This is a genomic window from Streptomyces sp. NPDC003635 (assembly GCF_053587635.1).
In genome coordinates, this window is record NZ_JBSFOK010000029.1 from 67,397 (window position 1) to 83,049 (window position 15,653).

Genomic DNA, 15,653 nt, shown 5'->3' on the forward strand with positions numbered 1-15,653 from the left:
AGATTTAGGGGCGGCATTCGCCAGGACCGCGGGACTACTCCTCGAACCAGACCACCAACCGGACGCTCTGTACGCCGTGGACGTCCGCGAGAGTGCGCATGACGGTCCACACGGCCTGCCAGGGGCCGTCGGGCGGGACGGCGTCGCGGCGACGGGCGCGTTCGGCGCGGAAGACGGTGTTGCCGACATCCCATTCCGTGCCCTCGGGCCACAGGTCGCCGATCCGGCCGGGATCGACGGTGCGGGTGTCGATGCCGCTGGCCCTGGCGAATCCCCGGCTCCAGTCCACGCGGTGCACCAGGTCGAGGTCGCCGTCCGGCAGCCGGCGGTAGCGGGCGATGTGGGTCGCCCGGGGGATCGCCGGCTCGTCCCAGTCGAGGGCCAGGACCTCGGTCCAGTCCAGCCAGGTGACGCCGAACGCCGTATCGCCCCATGACGCGTGCTCGGCGTGCACCCTCCGCGACACGTCGGCGGGCAGGCCCCGGTCGGCGGCGACCGGGCGCCAGTGGGCACCGGGGTCACGGACCCCGAAGAGGCAGGCGAAGGCGTCGTAGTCCCTCAGGATGCCGAGCAGGGGCAGTTCGATCGCCGGGTACCAGGCACTGTCGTCATCGGTGCCCCAGGTCCGGCACTCCACGTATCCCCGGATGTTCGTCCCCACGGGCTGATTCTGCCCTGCGCGCGACTGTCTCGCGTACTCGATCGGGCGGTGAACAACTCGCGCTTCTCGTCCGTACTTCCCACCGATGACCGGCAGTTCAGGACAGGTGGATGACGTGCCCGAGCAGCAACCCTGGGGATCCCGCGGGCGAGGGGGGCCTTTCGGGGCCGCGAGGCGTGTGGCCGTCGCCGGAAGTCTGGCGTTCCTTCCGCTCCTCGCCGGATGCGGTGACGGGGAGGAGCGGGCGAATAGCGCGGCCAAGGCGGCGAAGGTGTCCGCCGCTCCGTCCGCGGGTGTCGTCGCGCCCGCCAAGGTGGAAGTGATCGCCGGTCTGACGGGATGCACGGCCAAGATCCGGATCGATGCCGACGAACTGCGCCAAGGGGTGTGCCACACCAAGAAGGCGGACTACCTCATCACGACCTTCCCGGAGGAGAAGTACAAGCGGACCTGGCTGGACTCGGCCAGCGTGTACGGCGGCACCTATCTGGTCGGCACGCGTTGGGTGGTCAGCGCGGAGCCGGAACTGCTGGGCTCCTTCCGCGCGAAGCTCGGCGGCACGATCCAACGGCTCCAGGGGATCGGGGCCACGCCGGGGTCGTAGGCGAGGGGCGGTTCGTTCGAGGGACTGCGCAGCTTGAGCGCGGAGGCGCCCGGCCAGGTACGGCTGGCCTTCGGGTTGCTCGGCTGCACCCGGCGCTCTTCCTCGGGCTGCGGGCGGGCTACCACGATCTCTACGGCGACCTGGAACCCGCCGCCGCGCTGGACCTCCTCGACCGACTCGAACTCCCTTCGGACACCGAGCACTTCGCCGAACTGTGCCACGTGCTCGCCGCGGGGCACCGGAACCACCACCGCGCACCCCACGCGTGGGGCGATGCGGTGCGCTCTCCCTCCCGCTCCTGAGCGGAACGGTCAGACGCCCTTGGGCCGGTAGTCGGTGATGACGTAGGACGCCTCGTCGTCGATCGCGTTCTCCAGCCAGTCGATGGAGATGCGTTCCGGGTGGCCGTCGGCGGCGTGTTCGGCCTCCGCCCTATGGGCCTTCTCCTTCCGGGCCTGGTCCAGTTCGGCCAACACGTCGCCGATCGTGGGCACTTGGTCCGGGGACTGAGCGACCAGACGGCGTGCGCTGTCGTCGAGGCCTACCGCCTCGGCCACCTCGCCGCCGCGGACCGTCACCTTGAACTTGCCGATCAGAGCACGTTCCCCCTCGGTCGACTCCAGCGTGTACGTGTACGCGGCGGGCTCCTCCCACGTCACCTCTTGCCGCGCTCCGGCCGAAACGACGCCGTCCTCCTCGCTGCCGCAGGCCGCGGTCATCGACAGCAGAGCACCGCCGAGCACGGCGGCGGAGAGGGCGCGGGCGCGCCGGAGCACGGGGTTCATGGCAAGGGTCCCTTCGACACTGTTGCTCCTGTGACGCCGACCGCGGTCGAAACGTTCGGAGCGACGGTGACGACTCCGCGGATCGTCAGGCGCCCCCGGGACCGCTGGTCCCGCCCTCCCCCTCCCTGCCGACGTTGCGGACCCACACCGGAAACGGCGGAGTCTCCGGCTCGTCCCCACCGTGACCGTCCTCGAGGTCCGACCAGGGGACCAAGCCGGGCTCCGTGTCGTTGAGGAAGCCCTCGACCAGCGGGCCGAGGTCGCCGGAGGGCAGGTACGCGGCGGAGAAGGGCAACTCGTCCTCGGCCACCGACGCGGTGGAGCAGCGGAGTTGCCCGGCCTGCTTGTCGTGCCACACGTAGAAGGTCGCGGCCCCGGTGCAGCCCAGTTCGCGGATCCGACGCCGGATGACTTCGGCGGTCCGTTCGAAGGCCGCGACCACCTCGGGCACGGACAGGGTCCGCCGGTCCTCGTCCGTCGCGTCGAGCCACCAGGTGTTGGTCACCGACTCCGCCCGCCGGTCGGCCGGTTCCAGAACGAGCGGTTCGTCGGCCACCTCGGCGATCCAGGTCAGCATCACGCCGCAAGTATGGCCGCACGGCCGGCTCACGAACCGGCCTCATCGGCGGGCGGTCACACCGACGAGAGGTCGATCGCCCGGTCCACGTCCCCTGGCCGCAGGACCCGCAGGATGCCCTCCAGCAGGTAGTAGTCGGCGTACGGGAGGGAGATCTCGACGCCGTCCTCCGCGGGGCGGTTGCGGGTGCAGCGGGCCACGACCGCTTCGGCCCGCGAGGAGTTCTCGGTAAGGCAGGTCAGGGAAAGGGCGGTGAGCAGGCGCAGGGCCGCTGTGCGGTAGTCCTGTCCGCCCGTGACCGCGGCGAGGTCCAGGAGGCCGCAGGCCATGATGGCTCCGGCGGAGGCGTCCTTGATGTCGTGCGGTTGCTGCGGGGCGCGGTAGTCCCAGACGGGTACGTGGTCCGGGGTCAGCGCGCCCAGCGCGTAGTCGGCCAACTTCCGTGCGGTGGCGAGGAATTCCGGGTTCCCGGTGCGGCGGTGGATCGTGGTGAAGCCGTACAGCCCCCAGGCCTGTCCGCGCGACCAGCACGACGTGGGGCTGTAGCCCTGGACGGTGCCCGGTCCGAGCGGTGCGCCGGTCGCGGGGTCGAAGTCGTAGACGTGCGGGGTCGATCCGTCGGGACGCGGGAAGACCCGCCGGCTCGTCTTCGCGTGTTCCACGGCGATGTCGAGGTACTTGGCGTCACCGGTCTGCCCGCTCGCGAAGGCCAGCAGGTCGAGGTTCATCATCGTGTCGATGATGACCCGGCCGGCGTTGCGCGGATCGTCGAGTGCTCCCCAGGCCCGGATGAAGCGCCCGCGCGGGTTGTAGCGCTTGATGAGCGTGTCGGCCGCGGTGAGGGCGCCGGTGCGCCAGGTGTCGTCGCCGGTCAGGCGCCAGGCGGTGACCCAGGAGGGGTAGAAGAGGAAGCCGAGGTCGTGGGTGGTGGTGTCGAGTCGGCGCGGTGCCAGCTTGAGCGCCGACTCCATCGCTCGCGCCCGCAGGTCGTCGTCGCCGCTGTACAGCCAGGCCATCCACAGGCTTCCCGGCCAGAAGCCGCCCACCCAGTCGCCGTTCTGCGAGTAGACCCACTTCTCGAACCTGGTGCCGACGGGGAAGGCGGTCACGCGGGGTGCGACCTCGCGGATCTTCTCCACCGCGTAGTCGGCGGCGTCCCGCAGGGTGCGGGCGACCGCGGCCGGCACCTGCGCCGCGGCCGTCGGCTGTCCGGGCAGGGCCTGTGCGTTCGGTGCCGGGGTGACGCCGAGGGCCGCGGCACCCGCCGCGGTCGCCAACACGGTTCGCCGGGAAACAGTCACGAGTCGTGCGCCTCTCCAACTTCACCTGCATGTCCGGGAGTTGAGGAGTCTGGCACAACCGCCGCCACCTTGAACACCTATGTGTGTGATATTCAGATACATGAACCACGGGGGGAGGGTGAGGGATTGCCGGTGTGGAGCCGGCATGCTGGTCCAGGGGCCCCGGCGATCGTCGGCTGCCGCACGCCGAGCGCGCTCGCCCATGGGGCCCAGGGACCCGACTCAGCTGATCTCGCGCCCATGGGGCCCAGGGACCCGACTCAGCTGATCTCGCACCCCTGGGGGTCGGTGGCCACGCCGTCGATCCGGTTGCCCCACGACCATTCCGGGGACCGGTCACCGACCCAGATCTTGCGGTAGAAGCACGTTCCTCCCGAGTGGTCGATCGCGTAGACGATGACGTCGGCATTGGACTCGAAAGAGCGCGCCTTGTCGTGCAGGTAGTCCGGCACGTCCGCGTAGCCGGAGGGGCGGTAGCACCAGGAGGCTCCGCGGTAACCGGGCTCGGTGTAGAAGCACACTTCGCCGACGCCGGCGGCGACGGACGGGGTGGAGAGGGTCATGGGCAGGACCGTCGCGAACACGGCGACGGCGAGGGACCGCAGGATGCTCTTCATGCATCGCAAACGATCACCGTCGGCTGCGGACACGCCTCGGGGGCACCGTGCGACCGGTGCCCCCGCCGTGCCCCTCAGTCCTCCCCGGGCAGTTCACCCGAGAAGGCGGCGGCCATCCGGAGCCAGGGGGCCGCTTCCGCCTGGCGTCCCTGGCGTTCCAGGGTGCGGCCCAGCATCAGGTGGGCGTAGTGCTCGACCGGGTCACGGTCGATGACCCTCCGCAACTGCTCCTCGGCGCGGCCCAGCTGCGCGGAGTGGTAGTAGGAGCGGGCGAGCAGGAGCCGGGGTCCGGTCTGCTCCGGGACCTCCTCGACGACGTCGGCGAGGAGGCGGGCGGCGCCGATGTAGTCCTTGGCGCCGAAGAGGAGTTGGGCCCTCTCCCAGCGCTCGAGAGCGGTCTCCTCGTGCGGGGCGCCGGCGCCGTTGTCGAACAGGTGCAGGGCGCTGGCCCAGCGGTCGGGCGCGACGCCGTCGTGCGCCGGGTAGTCGTTGAAGGTCATTGCTCAGTCATTCCTTCCCGAGGGCGTAGGTGGCGAGCCCGACGCCGTTTCCTTGTACGGGACGCCCGGGGGCGTTTCCTTATGTGGCCAGCCGGAGGTCGTTTCCTTTGGCGGCGAGCAGCGACGCGTGGGTGGGTGCCTCGGGCACGTCGGCCGGACGGCCCTTCGCGAACTCCTCGCGCAGCACGGGCACGACCTGTTCGCCGAGCATGTCGATCTGCTCCAGCACCGCCTTCTGCGGGACTCCCCCGCCGTCCACCACGAACAGCTGGCGCTGGTAGTCGCCGAAGTGCTCGCGGAAGGTGAGCGTCTTCTCGATGACCTGCTCCGGGGTGCCGACCGTCAGCGGCGTCTGCTCCATGTACTCCTCCAGGGAGATCCCGCCGCCCATCACCGGGGAGTGATCGAAGTACGGACGGAACTCGCGGACCGCGTCCTGGGAGTCGGGACGCATGTAGACCTGGCCGCCGAGGCCGACGATCGCCTGCTCCGCGGTGCCGTGGCCGTAGTGCGCGTACCGCTCCCGGTACAGGTCGATCAGCTTCCTGGTGTGCTCCTTCGGCCAGAAGATGTTGTTGTGGAAGAACCCGTCGCCGTAATAGGCCGCCTGCTCGGCGATCTCCGGCGAGCGGATGGAGCCGTGCCAGACGAACGGCGGTACGCCGTCCAGCGGGCGGGGCGTGGACGTGAATCCCTGGAGCGGCGTGCGGAACTTGCCCTCCCAGTTCACGACGTCCTCGCGCCACAGACGGTGCAGCAGGGCGTAGTTCTCCACGGCCAGGCTGATGCCGTCGCGGATGTCCTTGCCGAACCACGGATAGACCGGGCCGGTGTTGCCGCGGCCCATCATCAGGTCCACCCGGCCGTCGGCCAGGTGCTGGAGCATCGCGTAGTCCTCGGCGATCTTCACCGGATCGTTGGTGGTGATCAGCGTGGTCGAGGTGGACAGGACGATGCGCTCGGTCCGTGCGGCGATCCAGGCCAGCATCGTGGTCGGGGACGACGGCACGAACGGCCGGTTGTGGTGCTCACCGGTCGCGAAGACGTCCAGGCCGACCTCTTCGGCCTTCTGCGCGATGGCGACCATCGCCTTGATCCGCTCGTGCTCCGTCGGCGCCCGGCCCGTGGTGGGGTCCGGCGTAACGTCACCGACGCTGAAGATGCCGAACTGCATCGTCATCAGCCCTTCCATGAGGTTGATACGTCAACCGTACGGCCGTAACGCGGACCTGGGCCCCGCTATTCCGGCGTCAGGGTCAGTCGTGCGGCGGGTTCCGGCGGGGCCTGATCGTGGCGTGCGGCAGGGCGGGGGCGGGGAGGCGGTCGCCGGGGTAGCCCTCGACGGCGCCGAAGCGCTCGGAGGAGGCCTCCCAGTCCTCGCGTGCCCGGGCGATGTCGTCATGGCTGCGGCCGACGAAGTTCCACCACATGACGATCTCCTCCTCGAACGGCGCGCCGCCGAGCAGGACGGTCCGCGCGGGCTCGTCGGTCTCGTTCACCAGGGTGAGGGCGTGCACGCCGGGGTGGACGTAGCCCAGCTCCGCACGGTCCAGCAGGGTGCCGGAGAAGCGGACCTCGCCGGTGTCCACGAGCAGGCCGTGCTCGAAGCCGGGGTCCACGGCGAGGACGACCTCGGCGCGCGGCGCGAGAACGATCTCGGCGCCGAGCAGCGGCGTGAAGGTCCGGACCGGGGAGGTGACCGAGGCGAGCGAGCCCAGGAAGACCCTGATCTCGGCGCCGTCGACGCGCACGGGCTCGGGGACGTGGTGCTGGAAGTCGCGGGCGGTGTTCCGGTGCTCGTCGGGCAGGGCGACCCACAGCTGCACGCCGTGCAGGACGGTCGTGGCGGGAGTGGAGACCTCCGAGTGGGCGATGCCGTGTCCGCCCGTCATGAGGTTCATCTCGCCGGGCCGGACGAAGGCGTGGGAGCCGAGGCTGTCGCGGTGCTCGATCTCCCCGCTGAACAGCCAGCTCACCGTCTGCAGTCCGGTGTGCGGGTGCGGCGGGACGCGCATGCCGTCCGTGGTGGCGACGTCGTCCGGGCCGTAGTGGTCGGCGAAGCACCAGGCGCCGATCAGGGTTCGGGCCCGCTGGGGCAGTGTGCGCCGTACGGTCATCGCGCGCGGGCCGCCCAGGGGCACTTCGCGGGCGGAGAGCACCTCGATCTTCGGCTCGGCGTCCGGACGGCTGTCGTCGATCGACGCGCCGCAGCGCACCGCCGCGGGCTCGGCTTCCACATTGCTCACCGGGACCATCTCCCTCGTGCCTGGTTGTTCATGAAGCAAGCGTACGCGCAGTTGATCAATCACCTAAGGGCGCGCCAAGCGCCCCCCGCGCAGCTCCTGAAGCCCTGCCCGCAACGCTCCCACCAGTTCGTCGGCCGTGGCCAGCTGAGCCGGTGTGAGCGAGGCGACGAACAGCTCACGCACGGCCCGCAGATGCGGCAAGGAGGCCCGACGGAACGCGTCGGCACCCTCGCCGGTCAGCACCACTTCGGCACCCCGGCTGTCCGTGGCGCACTCCTCGCGCCGGACCAGTCCGCGCCGTTCCATACGGCCGAGATGGTGCGAGAGGCGGCTGCGCTGCCAGCCGACGCGGGCGGCCAGTTCCGAGGGCCGCAGCCGACGCCCCTCCGCCTCGCGCAGTGCGAGCAGGACCGCGTAGTCGCCGGGCGAGAGGGCGGACTCGCTCTGCATGCGCGAGGTGAGCTCCGAGCGGAGCGCTTCCGTCGTCTCGATGAAGTCGCGCCAGACGCGCAGTTCCTCGGGGGTCGGCAACGCCTTGCGTCGCTCTTCCATGGGGTCACCGTCCTTTGGTTGACACATCAATTAGACCGCGCGATGATTGACGCGTCAACCACTTGTCGGCCGCCCTCGGACGCGCCCCGCATACGAAGGAACCCAGCCATGTCTGATCTCGTCTTCGGTCTGGACACGTTCGGCGACGTGCCGCAGGACGACACCGGCGCCCTCGTGTCCGACGCGCGCGCCATCCGGCAGGTCCTCGACGAGGCCCTGCTCATGGAGGACACCGGCGTCGACGTCATCGCCCTCGGCGAGCACCACCGCCCCGAGTACGCCATCTCCACCCCCGAGACGGTCCTCGCCGGCATCGCCACGCGCACCGAGCGGATCCGTCTCTCCTCCGGCGTCACCGTGCTCAGCTCCGACGACCCGGTCCGGGTCTTCCAGCGCTTCTCCACAGTGGACGCGCTCTCCGACGGCCGCGCCGAGATCATCCTCGGGCGCGGCTCCTTCACCGAGTCCTTCCCCCTCTTCGGCTACGACCTCGGCGACTACGACGTCCTGTTCGAGGAGAAGATCGAACTCTTCGCCGAGCTGCTGAAGGAGAAGCCCGTCACCTGGAGCGGCACCCAGCGGGCCCCGCTCGACGCCGCCGACGTCTTCCCCAAGACCGAGTCGGGCCGGCTCACCACCTGGGTCGGCGTGGGCGGTACACCCCAGTCCGTCATCCGCACCGCGCGCTACGGCTTCCCGCTGATGATCGCCATCATCGGCGGCACTCCGGAGCGGTTCGCGCCCTACGTCGATCTGTACCGGCGGGCCGCGGACCAGTTCGGCACCACCGCCCACCCGGTCGGGATGCACTCGCCGGGCTTCGTCGCCGACACCGACGAGGAGGCACGGGAGCTGCACTGGCCGCACTACAAGGTCATGCGGGACCGGATCGGCGCGCTGCGCGGCTGGCCGCCGGTCCGCAAGGAGGAGTACGCGGCCGAGATCGAACACGGTTCCCTGTACATCGGCTCGCCCGAGACGGTGGCCCGCAAGATGGCCCGCGCCATCAAGGCGCTCGACGTGGGCCGGTTCGACCTCATCTACACCACCGGAGCCCAGTCGATCAGCGCCCGGTTGCGGTCCGTGGAGTTGTACGGCACGAAGGTGCTGCCGATGGTCCGCGACCTGCTGGCCTGAGGCGAACGGCGGGTCTCCGCGGGCGAACAGCGGGCATGCGCGGCCTCCTGGCCTTCAGCGCCCCCTCCCTGAATCGGCCTTCACCCCTGACTCCGCCTTCACCCCTCACTCACCCCTCACCCTGACGCGACCTCTCTCCCGATCGGAGCGGACATGACGACCACCATCGGAATCCTGGGCGCCGGCAAAGTCGGTACCGTGCTCGCCCGTCTCGCCGTCGCCGCCGGGTACCGCGTGCTCATCGCCGGGTCGGGCGACCCCGCCAGGATCGCCCTCACCGTCGAAGTGCTCACTCCCGGCGCCGTCCCGGTCACCGCGGACGAGGCCGCCGCGAAGGCGGACGTCGTGGTGCTGGCCCTCCCCCTCGGCAAGCACCGGGGCGTCCCGGCCGACGCGCTGGCAGGCAAGCTCGTCGTCGACGCCATGAACTACTGGTGGGAGGTCGACGGCAGCCGCCCGGACCTGACCGATCCGCGCACCTCCTCCAGCGAGATCGTGCAGAAGTTCCTGGCCGGGGCACGGGTGGTGAAGGCCTTCAACCACATGGGCTACCACGACCTGGAGGACGGTGCCCGGCCCACCGGCACCGGCGGACGCAAGGCGATCGCGATCGCCGGTGACGACCCCGACGACCTTCGCACCGTCTCGCACCTCGTCGACGCCCTCGGCTTCGACCCCGTCGTCGCGGGCCCGCTGGCCTCGGGCGTACGGCTGGAGCCGGGCACGGAACCGTTCGGCGCCAACGTCGGCGCCGAGGAGCTGCGGGCGATGATCCGCCGCTTCCCGGAATCGGAACGGGGCCGGGCCGTCGCCGCGGCACGATCGGCGGAACCGTCGTAGGTGATGCCGGGCACTTACCCGCGGTCACCGGACGGGCAGGTGTTAGCGTCCCGGCCGTGACTCCCCCGGCCCTGGGCCCATCGGCGCCCGACCTCACCGCTCTCGACCTCTTCGGCGAGGACTTCACCCGTGATCCCCATCCGTGGCTGGAGTCGCTGCGCGCCGAGGCGCCGGTGCACTTCGATCCCGGCACCGGCCTGTGGCTGGTCAGCCGTTACCAGGACGTACGCGATGTGCTGCTGGCGCCTGGGGACTTCCTGCCGGACAACGCGCAGCACGCCGTCAGCCCGCTGCCGTTCGGCGTGCTGCGCGTGCTCGCCCGGGCGGGCTTCGGCCTCCCGCCCGCGCTGGCCAACAACGGCTCCGACAGCCACCCCGGACTGCGCCGGGTGGTGACGCGGTTCTTCAACGCCCAACGGGTCGCCGCCGCCGTACCGGTGATCGAGCGCATCGCCGACGAGTTGCTGGAGGACGTGAGGGAGCGGCTGGCCGCCCCCAGCGACCGCATCGATCTGTTCACCTCGTTCGCCCAAGTGCTGCCGTGCCGGGTCCTGATGGAGCTGCTGGGCATCGAGGGGGTACCGACGGCCACTCTGATCCGCTGGAGCGACGCCTCGCTGGAGCTGTTCTACGGCCGTCCCGCACCGGAACGTCAGCGGGAACTCGCGCTCCTGGTGGGCGAGTTCCATCAGTGGCTGGCTCAGACCGTGGCCGGCGGCACGGCCCGCCCCGACTCCTTCGTCCATGCCCTGACCGACCACCGTCTCCCCGACGGGGAGCGGCTGGACGTGCCGACCGCGGTCGCCGCGTGCTTCTTCGTCTTCATCGCCGGGCAGTCCACGACCGGCCAGCTCATCGCCACCGTCCTGCGTCACGCCCTGACCGAGCCCGGCGCGTGGGACCGCGTCGCCGCCGAGGAGGGCGCGGCGGGGGCCTGGGTCGAAGAGGTGCTCCGGCGCGAGCCCCCGGTGACGACGTGGCGCAGGCTCACCGCCCGCCCGCTGCGGCTGGGTGGCGTGGACCTGCCGGCCGGAGCGGAACTGCTGCTCATGCTGCTGGGCACCGGGTCGGACCCGGAGGTCTTCGACGCCCCGGAGCGCATGTGCCCGCACCGCCCGAACGTACGGCGGCACCTGGCCTTCGGCGTCGGCCGCCACCGCTGCCCGGGCGCCTCCCTCGCCCGTACGGAAGCGACGGTGGCCCTCACCTCGGCGGCCCGCCGCCTGCCGGACATCCGACCGCTCACCTCGGCGGACGACCCGATGCTGGGCCTGCTGTCCTTCCGCGCCCCGCTGCGGGTGCTGGTGGAGGCGTCGTAGCGCTCTACGCCACGAGCGCGTCGACGAACGCCTCCAGTACCCGGGCGACCCCGTCCTCGTCATGGGAGGAGGTGCGATACCGGGCGGCGGCCAGGACGTCCGGGTGGGCGTTGGCCATGGCGTAGGAGCGGCCGACCGCGGTGAGCATGGGCAGGTCGTTGGGCATGTCACCGAACGCGGCGATCTCGTCGGCGCCGATGCCGAGCCGGGCGCTCCAGTCCATCAGGGTGCTCGCCTTGGTGACGCCGGGCGCGCTGAACTCCACGAGCGACAGACCGGTGGAGTGGGTGGTCTCGGCGTCCCGGCCCGCGGCGCGCCGGGCCCGCTCGACGAAGTCGTCGAGCGGCAGCGTCGGATGGTGGGCGAGGATCTTCAGCAGCGGCCTGGCCGGGGCACGGGCCACCAGCGCCTCGGCCGTACCAACGATCTCGACGGCGTCGCCGCCGAACGACCAGGTCGGATAGGTGGGTTCATGGCCGAAGTCCCGGTCGTACTCGACGGAGAAGGAGACGCCGGGGACCGCGGCACGCACACGGGTCACCAGCCCGGCGGCGGCGAGGGCCCCAATCGGCGAGGCGAGGGACAGAGATCCGTCCGGGGTGTGTACGGCGGCGCCGTTGGCGGCGATGACGTGGTGCGGTCCGATGCTCTCCAGCAGCGCGGGGACGACTCGGGACGGACGCCCGGTGACCAGCACGACAGGCATGCCGGCCGCCTCGACCGCGGCCAGGGCTGCCCGGGTGCGCGGCGACGGCGTCCCGTCGCTGCGCAGCAGGGTGCCGTCGAGGTCGGTGGCGATGAGTCTGGGCGGGTCGACAGGCGGCGAAACGGCCACGGCGGGCACCTTCTCGATCGGGACGGCGGGAGCGCGCACCCCAGCCTAGTTGATGCATCACCTTCGCCGTTCTCACGACCCCTCCGTGCTCCAGCCCGTGACGGCCACGACCTCCCGGGCGATGTCCACCACGAGCCGACCGTCGGTGGCCACCCGCACGGTCTCCGCCGGTGCCCGGCTGTCCAGGAGCCGCGCCTTGCGCATACTGCCCGCGAGTTCCTGATCCAGCTCGGAGCCGAGTTCACGTCCGACCAGACGCTCGTGGGCCGTCGCGTCCGAGGCGGTCAGCAGCACGCGGACGAGACGTACGCCGGATCCCATGGCCCGCTGGAACATCCCCGTCGCCTCGGGGAGCACACTCGCGGTGTTCGTGTAGACGAGGCGCCGGCACCCGCGCGCGGCGAAGTTGGCCCATACGGCGGTCAGGTTGCTCTCGGAGATGGCGGCGCGATGCGGGTCGTCCTCGGGTGCCGGGTGGATCTGCCCCATGAAGTCGCCCTCGATGACGGCGTGGGCGATCGCCGAGGCCCGCAACTGCGCGGAGACCTCCCAGGCCACCGTCGTCTTGCCCACCCCGGCTCGGCCGCCGATCAACAGTGCTTCAGCGTACGTCATGGCTGCAGCGTGCCAGCGGGTGAGGGCCGGGCGCGATCGGGTATCAATGATCGTGCGGTCGTGGAGGAACCTTGACGTGGACGCGGCCGTTGAGCGGGTTGAGAAGAGTCAGACGAGTACCGAGGTGACGGCAATGGCAATGTTCGACCGGCTCAAGGACCAGGCGAAGAGCTTGCAGCGCCAGGTTCAGGGCGGCCAGGGGGCGGCTCATGGGCACGGCAGCAGCTCGCACGGTGTCGGTTCGCACGGCAGCGGTTCGCAGGGCGGATCTCGGGCCAAGCTCGTCGGCCTGGTGAAGTCCCAGCTCGGCTCGCTGAAGGCCGAGCTGAAGAGCGGTGCGTACCGGGACGCCAGCATGGCGATGTGCGCGCTGGTCGCGGCTGCGGACGGACACGTCGACGCGTCCGAGACCGCGCAGATGGAGTCGTTGATCCTCGGCAACGACGTCCTGCAGAACTTCCCGCCGGAGCAGCTGCGTCAGCGCTTCCACCAGCACGTCTCCGCGCTCACGCGCAACTTCCCGCAGGGCAAGGCCGAGGCGATCCAGGAGATCGCCAAGGCCGCCAAGAAGCCCACCGAGGCCCGCGCGGTGATCCAGACCGGCATGGTGATCGCGGGCGCGGACGGCCACTTCTCCCAGGCCGAGGTGGAGGTCCTCCGGGAGGCGTGCGGAGTACTGGGCCTGAACCCGGCGGAGTTCCAGCTCTGACAGCCGGGGGACGCTCCCCCGGATGAAGGGGCCCTGGCCCAGGGGGGTCGGGTCGGGGCCCGGACGTTTACCCGTCGCGGTGCGGCAGATGGAGACTCGCTGCCCCCATCGCGCGCCCCCGTCCGCCTACGGATGTCCCTGTGGGCCGATCCGCGGAACGTCAGGGCAGCATCCCTCGGACGTCGATCCACGGGAGGAGACGGTCTCTCGTCGGGCCGGGCCCGAGGTGGTTCATGAGCCGTTCGAGGTGGAGCGTCAGGTTCTTGTGGCGTCGCAGCTCCCTGATCCGATCGATGGGAAGGGCGCGCCACTCGCGGGCGAGTTCCCATGCTTCGGGCGGGGTGAGGGTGAGGGCGTCGAGGGTGTCGGAGGCGAGTGTCTCGGGGACCCACTCCGGGTGCGGGCCGAGTGTGTCGATGACCCACATCCGGAGCGTGAAGTCGTCGTGGAGGTCATGGGCACCCCAAGTGTCCTTGCCCTGGCGCCGGTTCGCGAGGAGGGACAGCGCCGCCCACTCGCGGCGGGCCTGCGGTGACTTGCCGGCGTCGTAGGCGTGGCCCTGCGCGACCACTCGCACGGCCTCCAGCCACTGCCCCTCGGCCGTCAGCGCTCGCAGTCGCTCGAGCGGCCAGGTGCCGAGGTCGTCCGTCGGTCCTTCCCGATCCGCGTCGGTGCTCACCGCTCCGGGCCCTCCTGGTCCGCAATTCGTTTCGTCTCACGTCCCGGCCGTCCTACTGTGGCGCGGTGACGACTCAGGTGATCATTGTCAACGGCGGGTCCAGCTCGGGGAAGTCAGGGCTCGTACGGTGTCTGCAGGCCGTTCTGCCGGATCCGTGGCTGGCGTTCGGGGTCGACTCGTTCGTCGACGCCCTGCCCGCGAAGATGCAGGCGTCGGACGGCGGGATCACCTTCGCCGAGGACGGCGGAGTGAGTGTCGGGTCCGACTTCATGGCGCTCCAGTCGGCCTGGACGGAAGGCATCGCGGCGATGGCCCGCGCGGGCGCCCGGGTCATCGTCGACGACGTCTTCCTCGGTGGAGGCGCGTCCCAGCAGCGGTGGCGGGAGGTGCTGGACGGAGTCGACGTGCTGTGGGTCGGCGTCCGCTGCGCGCGCGAGGTCGCCGCGGGCCGGGAGATCGCGCGCGGGGACCGGGTCCAGGGGATGGCGGCGCTCCAGGCGGACCTCGTGCACGAGGGTGTGCGGTACGACGTGGAGGTGGACACGACCCGTACCGAGTCCCTGGACTGCGCCCGCGCCGTCGCGGCGCGGCTGGTCCGATCGACCGACGACCCCTCCGCGCGGTGCTGAGCTGACCGATCAACACCCCCCTGCGGGCGGTGCCGAGCTGCTCGACGAACACCCTTTCCTCTCGCCTGAGCGGGCCGCCGAGTCCCCCGGCCCCGCGCGCCAAACCGCCTGCCCTGCAGCCGAGTTGAGCGCCGCATGCCCGGCCGCTCGGGTGAGCTGAGCCCCGACCACCTGTCGCCTCTCACCAAGAGAAGATCAACGCTTCACCATGGGCTGTCCACGCCCTGTCCACGATTGGGTTGGACGGTCAAGTGTGCGCGCTCTCAGACATACGTTCTGCCCGTGAACTCTGATTCTCTCGCGGGCGCCCGGCGCCCCGCCGAGCCCACCACCCCCCGCCGTTCCCTCCTGCGCGGTGCCCTCACCGGAGCCGCGGTCCTCGGCGCCGGACTCGCCGTCGGGGCCACCCCCGCGGCAGCCGCCTCCGCCACGCGACCGCGTCCCACGACCCCCGGCGAGGCGCTGCGCGAACTGGCCGCGGGCAACGCCCGTTGGCGCGCCTTCCGCCAGAAGCACCCGGACGAGACGCACGCCGTCCGCCAGGAACTCGTCTCCGGTCAGCATCCGTTCGCGGTCGTCCTCGGCTGCATCGACTCCCGTGTCCCCCCGGAGCTCGTGTTCGACCAGGGACTCGGGGACCTGATGACCGTACGCAGCGCCGGTGAGGTCCTGGACGAGGCCGTGCTCGGCAGTGTCGCGTACGGCGTCCTCGAACTCGGCACTCCCCTGGTGCTGGTGCTCGGGCACCAGTCGTGCGGCGCCGTGCGGGCCGCGGTCGAGGCCGAGACGAGCGGTGAGCAACTGCCCGCCCACATCCAGTACATCGCCGACGGGATCCGCCCGGCCATCGACCACTCCCAGGAGGGCGACGCCCGCATAGACGCGACGATCGACGCCAACATACGGCTGGTCCGCGACCGCCTCGCCGCGGAGCCGGACCTCGCGGCCAAGGTTTCCTCCGGCGAACTGGCCGTCGTAGGAGCCCGTTACGAGCTGACGAACCAGCTCGTCCACCACATCGCCTGACGGCGAGCGGCCCGGCGCCGA

The 15,653-nt window shown here is 71.1% G+C and carries 19 protein-coding genes; 7 read left to right on the forward strand and 12 right to left on the reverse strand.

The window, feature by feature from the left end; all coding sequences use genetic code 11:
- Nucleotides 1-34: 34 nt before the first annotated feature.
- Complete coding sequence (locus tag ACWDRW_RS25335) at nucleotides 35-661, reverse strand: hypothetical protein (protein WP_451726329.1); 627 nt, start codon at nucleotides 659-661, stop codon at nucleotides 35-37.
- 178 nt (nucleotides 662-839) lie between these two features.
- Between ACWDRW_RS25335 and ACWDRW_RS25340 the strand changes: the two genes are divergently transcribed.
- Entirely contained in the window at nucleotides 840-1,265 is a 426-nt protein-coding gene (locus ACWDRW_RS25340) for a hypothetical protein (RefSeq protein ID WP_451726330.1), read from the forward strand.
- 311 nt (nucleotides 1,266-1,576) lie between these two features.
- On the opposite strand, the gene ACWDRW_RS25345 is transcribed toward ACWDRW_RS25340, so the two are convergent.
- From ACWDRW_RS25345 to ACWDRW_RS25380, 8 genes are all read right to left on the reverse strand, one after another.
- A complete protein-coding gene (locus ACWDRW_RS25345) occupies nucleotides 1,577-2,050 on the reverse strand; it encodes a DUF6174 domain-containing protein (RefSeq protein ID WP_451726331.1) in 474 nt (157 codons plus the stop codon).
- 85 nt (nucleotides 2,051-2,135) lie between these two features.
- Nucleotides 2,136-2,627: a hypothetical protein gene (locus ACWDRW_RS25350; RefSeq protein WP_451726364.1), complete on the reverse strand. Its 492-nt coding sequence runs from the start codon at nucleotides 2,625-2,627 to the stop codon at nucleotides 2,136-2,138.
- Nucleotides 2,628-2,683: 56 nt separating this feature from the next.
- On the reverse strand, nucleotides 2,684-3,928 hold the full coding sequence (locus ACWDRW_RS25355) for a glycoside hydrolase family 88 protein (protein WP_451726332.1): 1,245 nt from the start codon (nucleotides 3,926-3,928) through the stop codon (nucleotides 2,684-2,686).
- A gap of 260 nt (nucleotides 3,929-4,188) precedes the next feature.
- Nucleotides 4,189-4,545 carry a hypothetical protein gene (locus ACWDRW_RS25360; RefSeq protein WP_451726333.1) on the reverse strand — a complete coding sequence of 119 codons (357 nt, stop codon included), beginning with the start codon at nucleotides 4,543-4,545 and terminating at the stop codon, nucleotides 4,189-4,191.
- Between the two features lie 74 nt (nucleotides 4,546-4,619).
- Nucleotides 4,620-5,045, reverse strand: a complete 426-nt coding sequence (locus ACWDRW_RS25365; RefSeq protein WP_451726334.1) for a tetratricopeptide repeat protein — start codon at nucleotides 5,043-5,045, stop codon at nucleotides 4,620-4,622.
- Nucleotides 5,046-5,124: 79 nt separating this feature from the next.
- A complete protein-coding gene (locus ACWDRW_RS25370; RefSeq protein ID WP_451726365.1) occupies nucleotides 5,125-6,219 on the reverse strand; it encodes an LLM class flavin-dependent oxidoreductase in 1,095 nt (364 codons plus the stop codon).
- Nucleotides 6,220-6,301: 82 nt separating this feature from the next.
- A complete protein-coding gene (locus ACWDRW_RS25375) occupies nucleotides 6,302-7,291 on the reverse strand; it encodes a pirin family protein (protein ID WP_451726335.1) in 990 nt (329 codons plus the stop codon).
- Nucleotides 7,292-7,354: 63 nt separating this feature from the next.
- On the reverse strand, nucleotides 7,355-7,843 hold the full coding sequence (locus tag ACWDRW_RS25380; protein WP_451726336.1) for a MarR family winged helix-turn-helix transcriptional regulator: 489 nt from the start codon (nucleotides 7,841-7,843) through the stop codon (nucleotides 7,355-7,357).
- A gap of 108 nt (nucleotides 7,844-7,951) precedes the next feature.
- Here ACWDRW_RS25380 and ACWDRW_RS25385 point away from each other — a divergent pair, with 108 nt between their 5' ends.
- The 3 genes from ACWDRW_RS25385 to ACWDRW_RS25395 all read left to right on the forward strand — a co-directional run bounded on the left by ACWDRW_RS25385 (nucleotide 7,952) and on the right by ACWDRW_RS25395 (nucleotide 11,139).
- Nucleotides 7,952-8,980 carry an LLM class flavin-dependent oxidoreductase gene (locus tag ACWDRW_RS25385; protein ID WP_451726337.1) on the forward strand — a complete coding sequence of 343 codons (1,029 nt, stop codon included), beginning with the start codon at nucleotides 7,952-7,954 and terminating at the stop codon, nucleotides 8,978-8,980.
- A gap of 153 nt (nucleotides 8,981-9,133) precedes the next feature.
- Complete coding sequence (locus tag ACWDRW_RS25390) at nucleotides 9,134-9,820, forward strand: NADPH-dependent F420 reductase (protein ID WP_451726338.1); 687 nt, start codon at nucleotides 9,134-9,136, stop codon at nucleotides 9,818-9,820.
- A 56-nt stretch (nucleotides 9,821-9,876) separates the two neighbouring features.
- Nucleotides 9,877-11,139 carry a cytochrome P450 gene (locus ACWDRW_RS25395; protein ID WP_451726339.1) on the forward strand — a complete coding sequence of 421 codons (1,263 nt, stop codon included), beginning with the start codon at nucleotides 9,877-9,879 and terminating at the stop codon, nucleotides 11,137-11,139.
- 4 nt (nucleotides 11,140-11,143) lie between these two features.
- Here ACWDRW_RS25395 and ACWDRW_RS25400 read toward each other — a convergent pair whose 3' ends face one another.
- Nucleotides 11,144-11,974, reverse strand: a complete 831-nt coding sequence (locus ACWDRW_RS25400; RefSeq protein WP_451726340.1) for an HAD family hydrolase — start codon at nucleotides 11,972-11,974, stop codon at nucleotides 11,144-11,146.
- A gap of 72 nt (nucleotides 11,975-12,046) precedes the next feature.
- Nucleotides 12,047-12,589, reverse strand: coding sequence for an AAA family ATPase (locus ACWDRW_RS25405; protein WP_451726341.1), 543 nt, complete (start codon nucleotides 12,587-12,589; stop codon nucleotides 12,047-12,049).
- A gap of 133 nt (nucleotides 12,590-12,722) precedes the next feature.
- On the opposite strand from ACWDRW_RS25405, the gene ACWDRW_RS25410 reads away from it, so the two are divergent.
- Nucleotides 12,723-13,298: a tellurite resistance TerB family protein gene (locus ACWDRW_RS25410; protein WP_451726342.1), complete on the forward strand. Its 576-nt coding sequence runs from the start codon at nucleotides 12,723-12,725 to the stop codon at nucleotides 13,296-13,298.
- A gap of 160 nt (nucleotides 13,299-13,458) precedes the next feature.
- Here ACWDRW_RS25410 and ACWDRW_RS25415 read toward each other — a convergent pair whose 3' ends face one another.
- The gene (locus ACWDRW_RS25415; RefSeq protein ID WP_451726343.1) at nucleotides 13,459-13,977 is read right to left on the reverse strand and encodes a hypothetical protein; all 519 of its coding nucleotides are present in this window, start codon (nucleotides 13,975-13,977) and stop codon (nucleotides 13,459-13,461) included.
- Between the two features lie 65 nt (nucleotides 13,978-14,042).
- Here ACWDRW_RS25415 and cpt point away from each other — a divergent pair, with 65 nt between their 5' ends.
- Both cpt and ACWDRW_RS25425 read left to right on the forward strand, forming a co-directional pair.
- Nucleotides 14,043-14,606: a chloramphenicol phosphotransferase CPT gene (gene cpt, locus ACWDRW_RS25420; protein ID WP_451726344.1), complete on the forward strand. Its 564-nt coding sequence runs from the start codon at nucleotides 14,043-14,045 to the stop codon at nucleotides 14,604-14,606.
- A gap of 282 nt (nucleotides 14,607-14,888) precedes the next feature.
- Nucleotides 14,889-15,632 carry a carbonic anhydrase gene (locus tag ACWDRW_RS25425; protein WP_451726345.1) on the forward strand — a complete coding sequence of 248 codons (744 nt, stop codon included), beginning with the start codon at nucleotides 14,889-14,891 and terminating at the stop codon, nucleotides 15,630-15,632.
- Nucleotides 15,633-15,653: the final 21 nt, after the last annotated feature.

Coding starts and splice junctions, on each gene's coding strand:
- ACWDRW_RS25360 (WP_451726333.1), bottom strand. CDS start 4,545: ATGAAGAGCATCCTGCGGTCCCTCGCCGTCGCCGTGTTCGCGACGGTC.
- ACWDRW_RS25380 (WP_451726336.1), bottom strand. CDS start 7,843: ATGGAAGAGCGACGCAAGGCGTTGCCGACCCCCGAGGAACTGCGCGTC.
- ACWDRW_RS25370 (WP_451726365.1), bottom strand. CDS start 6,219: ATGCAGTTCGGCATCTTCAGCGTCGGTGACGTTACGCCGGACCCCACC.
- ACWDRW_RS25365 (WP_451726334.1), bottom strand. CDS start 5,045: ATGACCTTCAACGACTACCCGGCGCACGACGGCGTCGCGCCCGACCGC.
- ACWDRW_RS25405 (WP_451726341.1), bottom strand. CDS start 12,589: ATGACGTACGCTGAAGCACTGTTGATCGGCGGCCGAGCCGGGGTGGGC.
- ACWDRW_RS25385 (WP_451726337.1), top strand. CDS start 7,952: ATGTCTGATCTCGTCTTCGGTCTGGACACGTTCGGCGACGTGCCGCAG.
- ACWDRW_RS25345 (WP_451726331.1), bottom strand. CDS start 2,050: ATGAACCCCGTGCTCCGGCGCGCCCGCGCCCTCTCCGCCGCCGTGCTC.
- ACWDRW_RS25350 (WP_451726364.1), bottom strand. CDS start 2,627: ATGCTGACCTGGATCGCCGAGGTGGCCGACGAACCGCTCGTTCTGGAA.
- ACWDRW_RS25410 (WP_451726342.1), top strand. CDS start 12,723: ATGGCAATGTTCGACCGGCTCAAGGACCAGGCGAAGAGCTTGCAGCGC.
- ACWDRW_RS25390 (WP_451726338.1), top strand. CDS start 9,134: ATGACGACCACCATCGGAATCCTGGGCGCCGGCAAAGTCGGTACCGTG.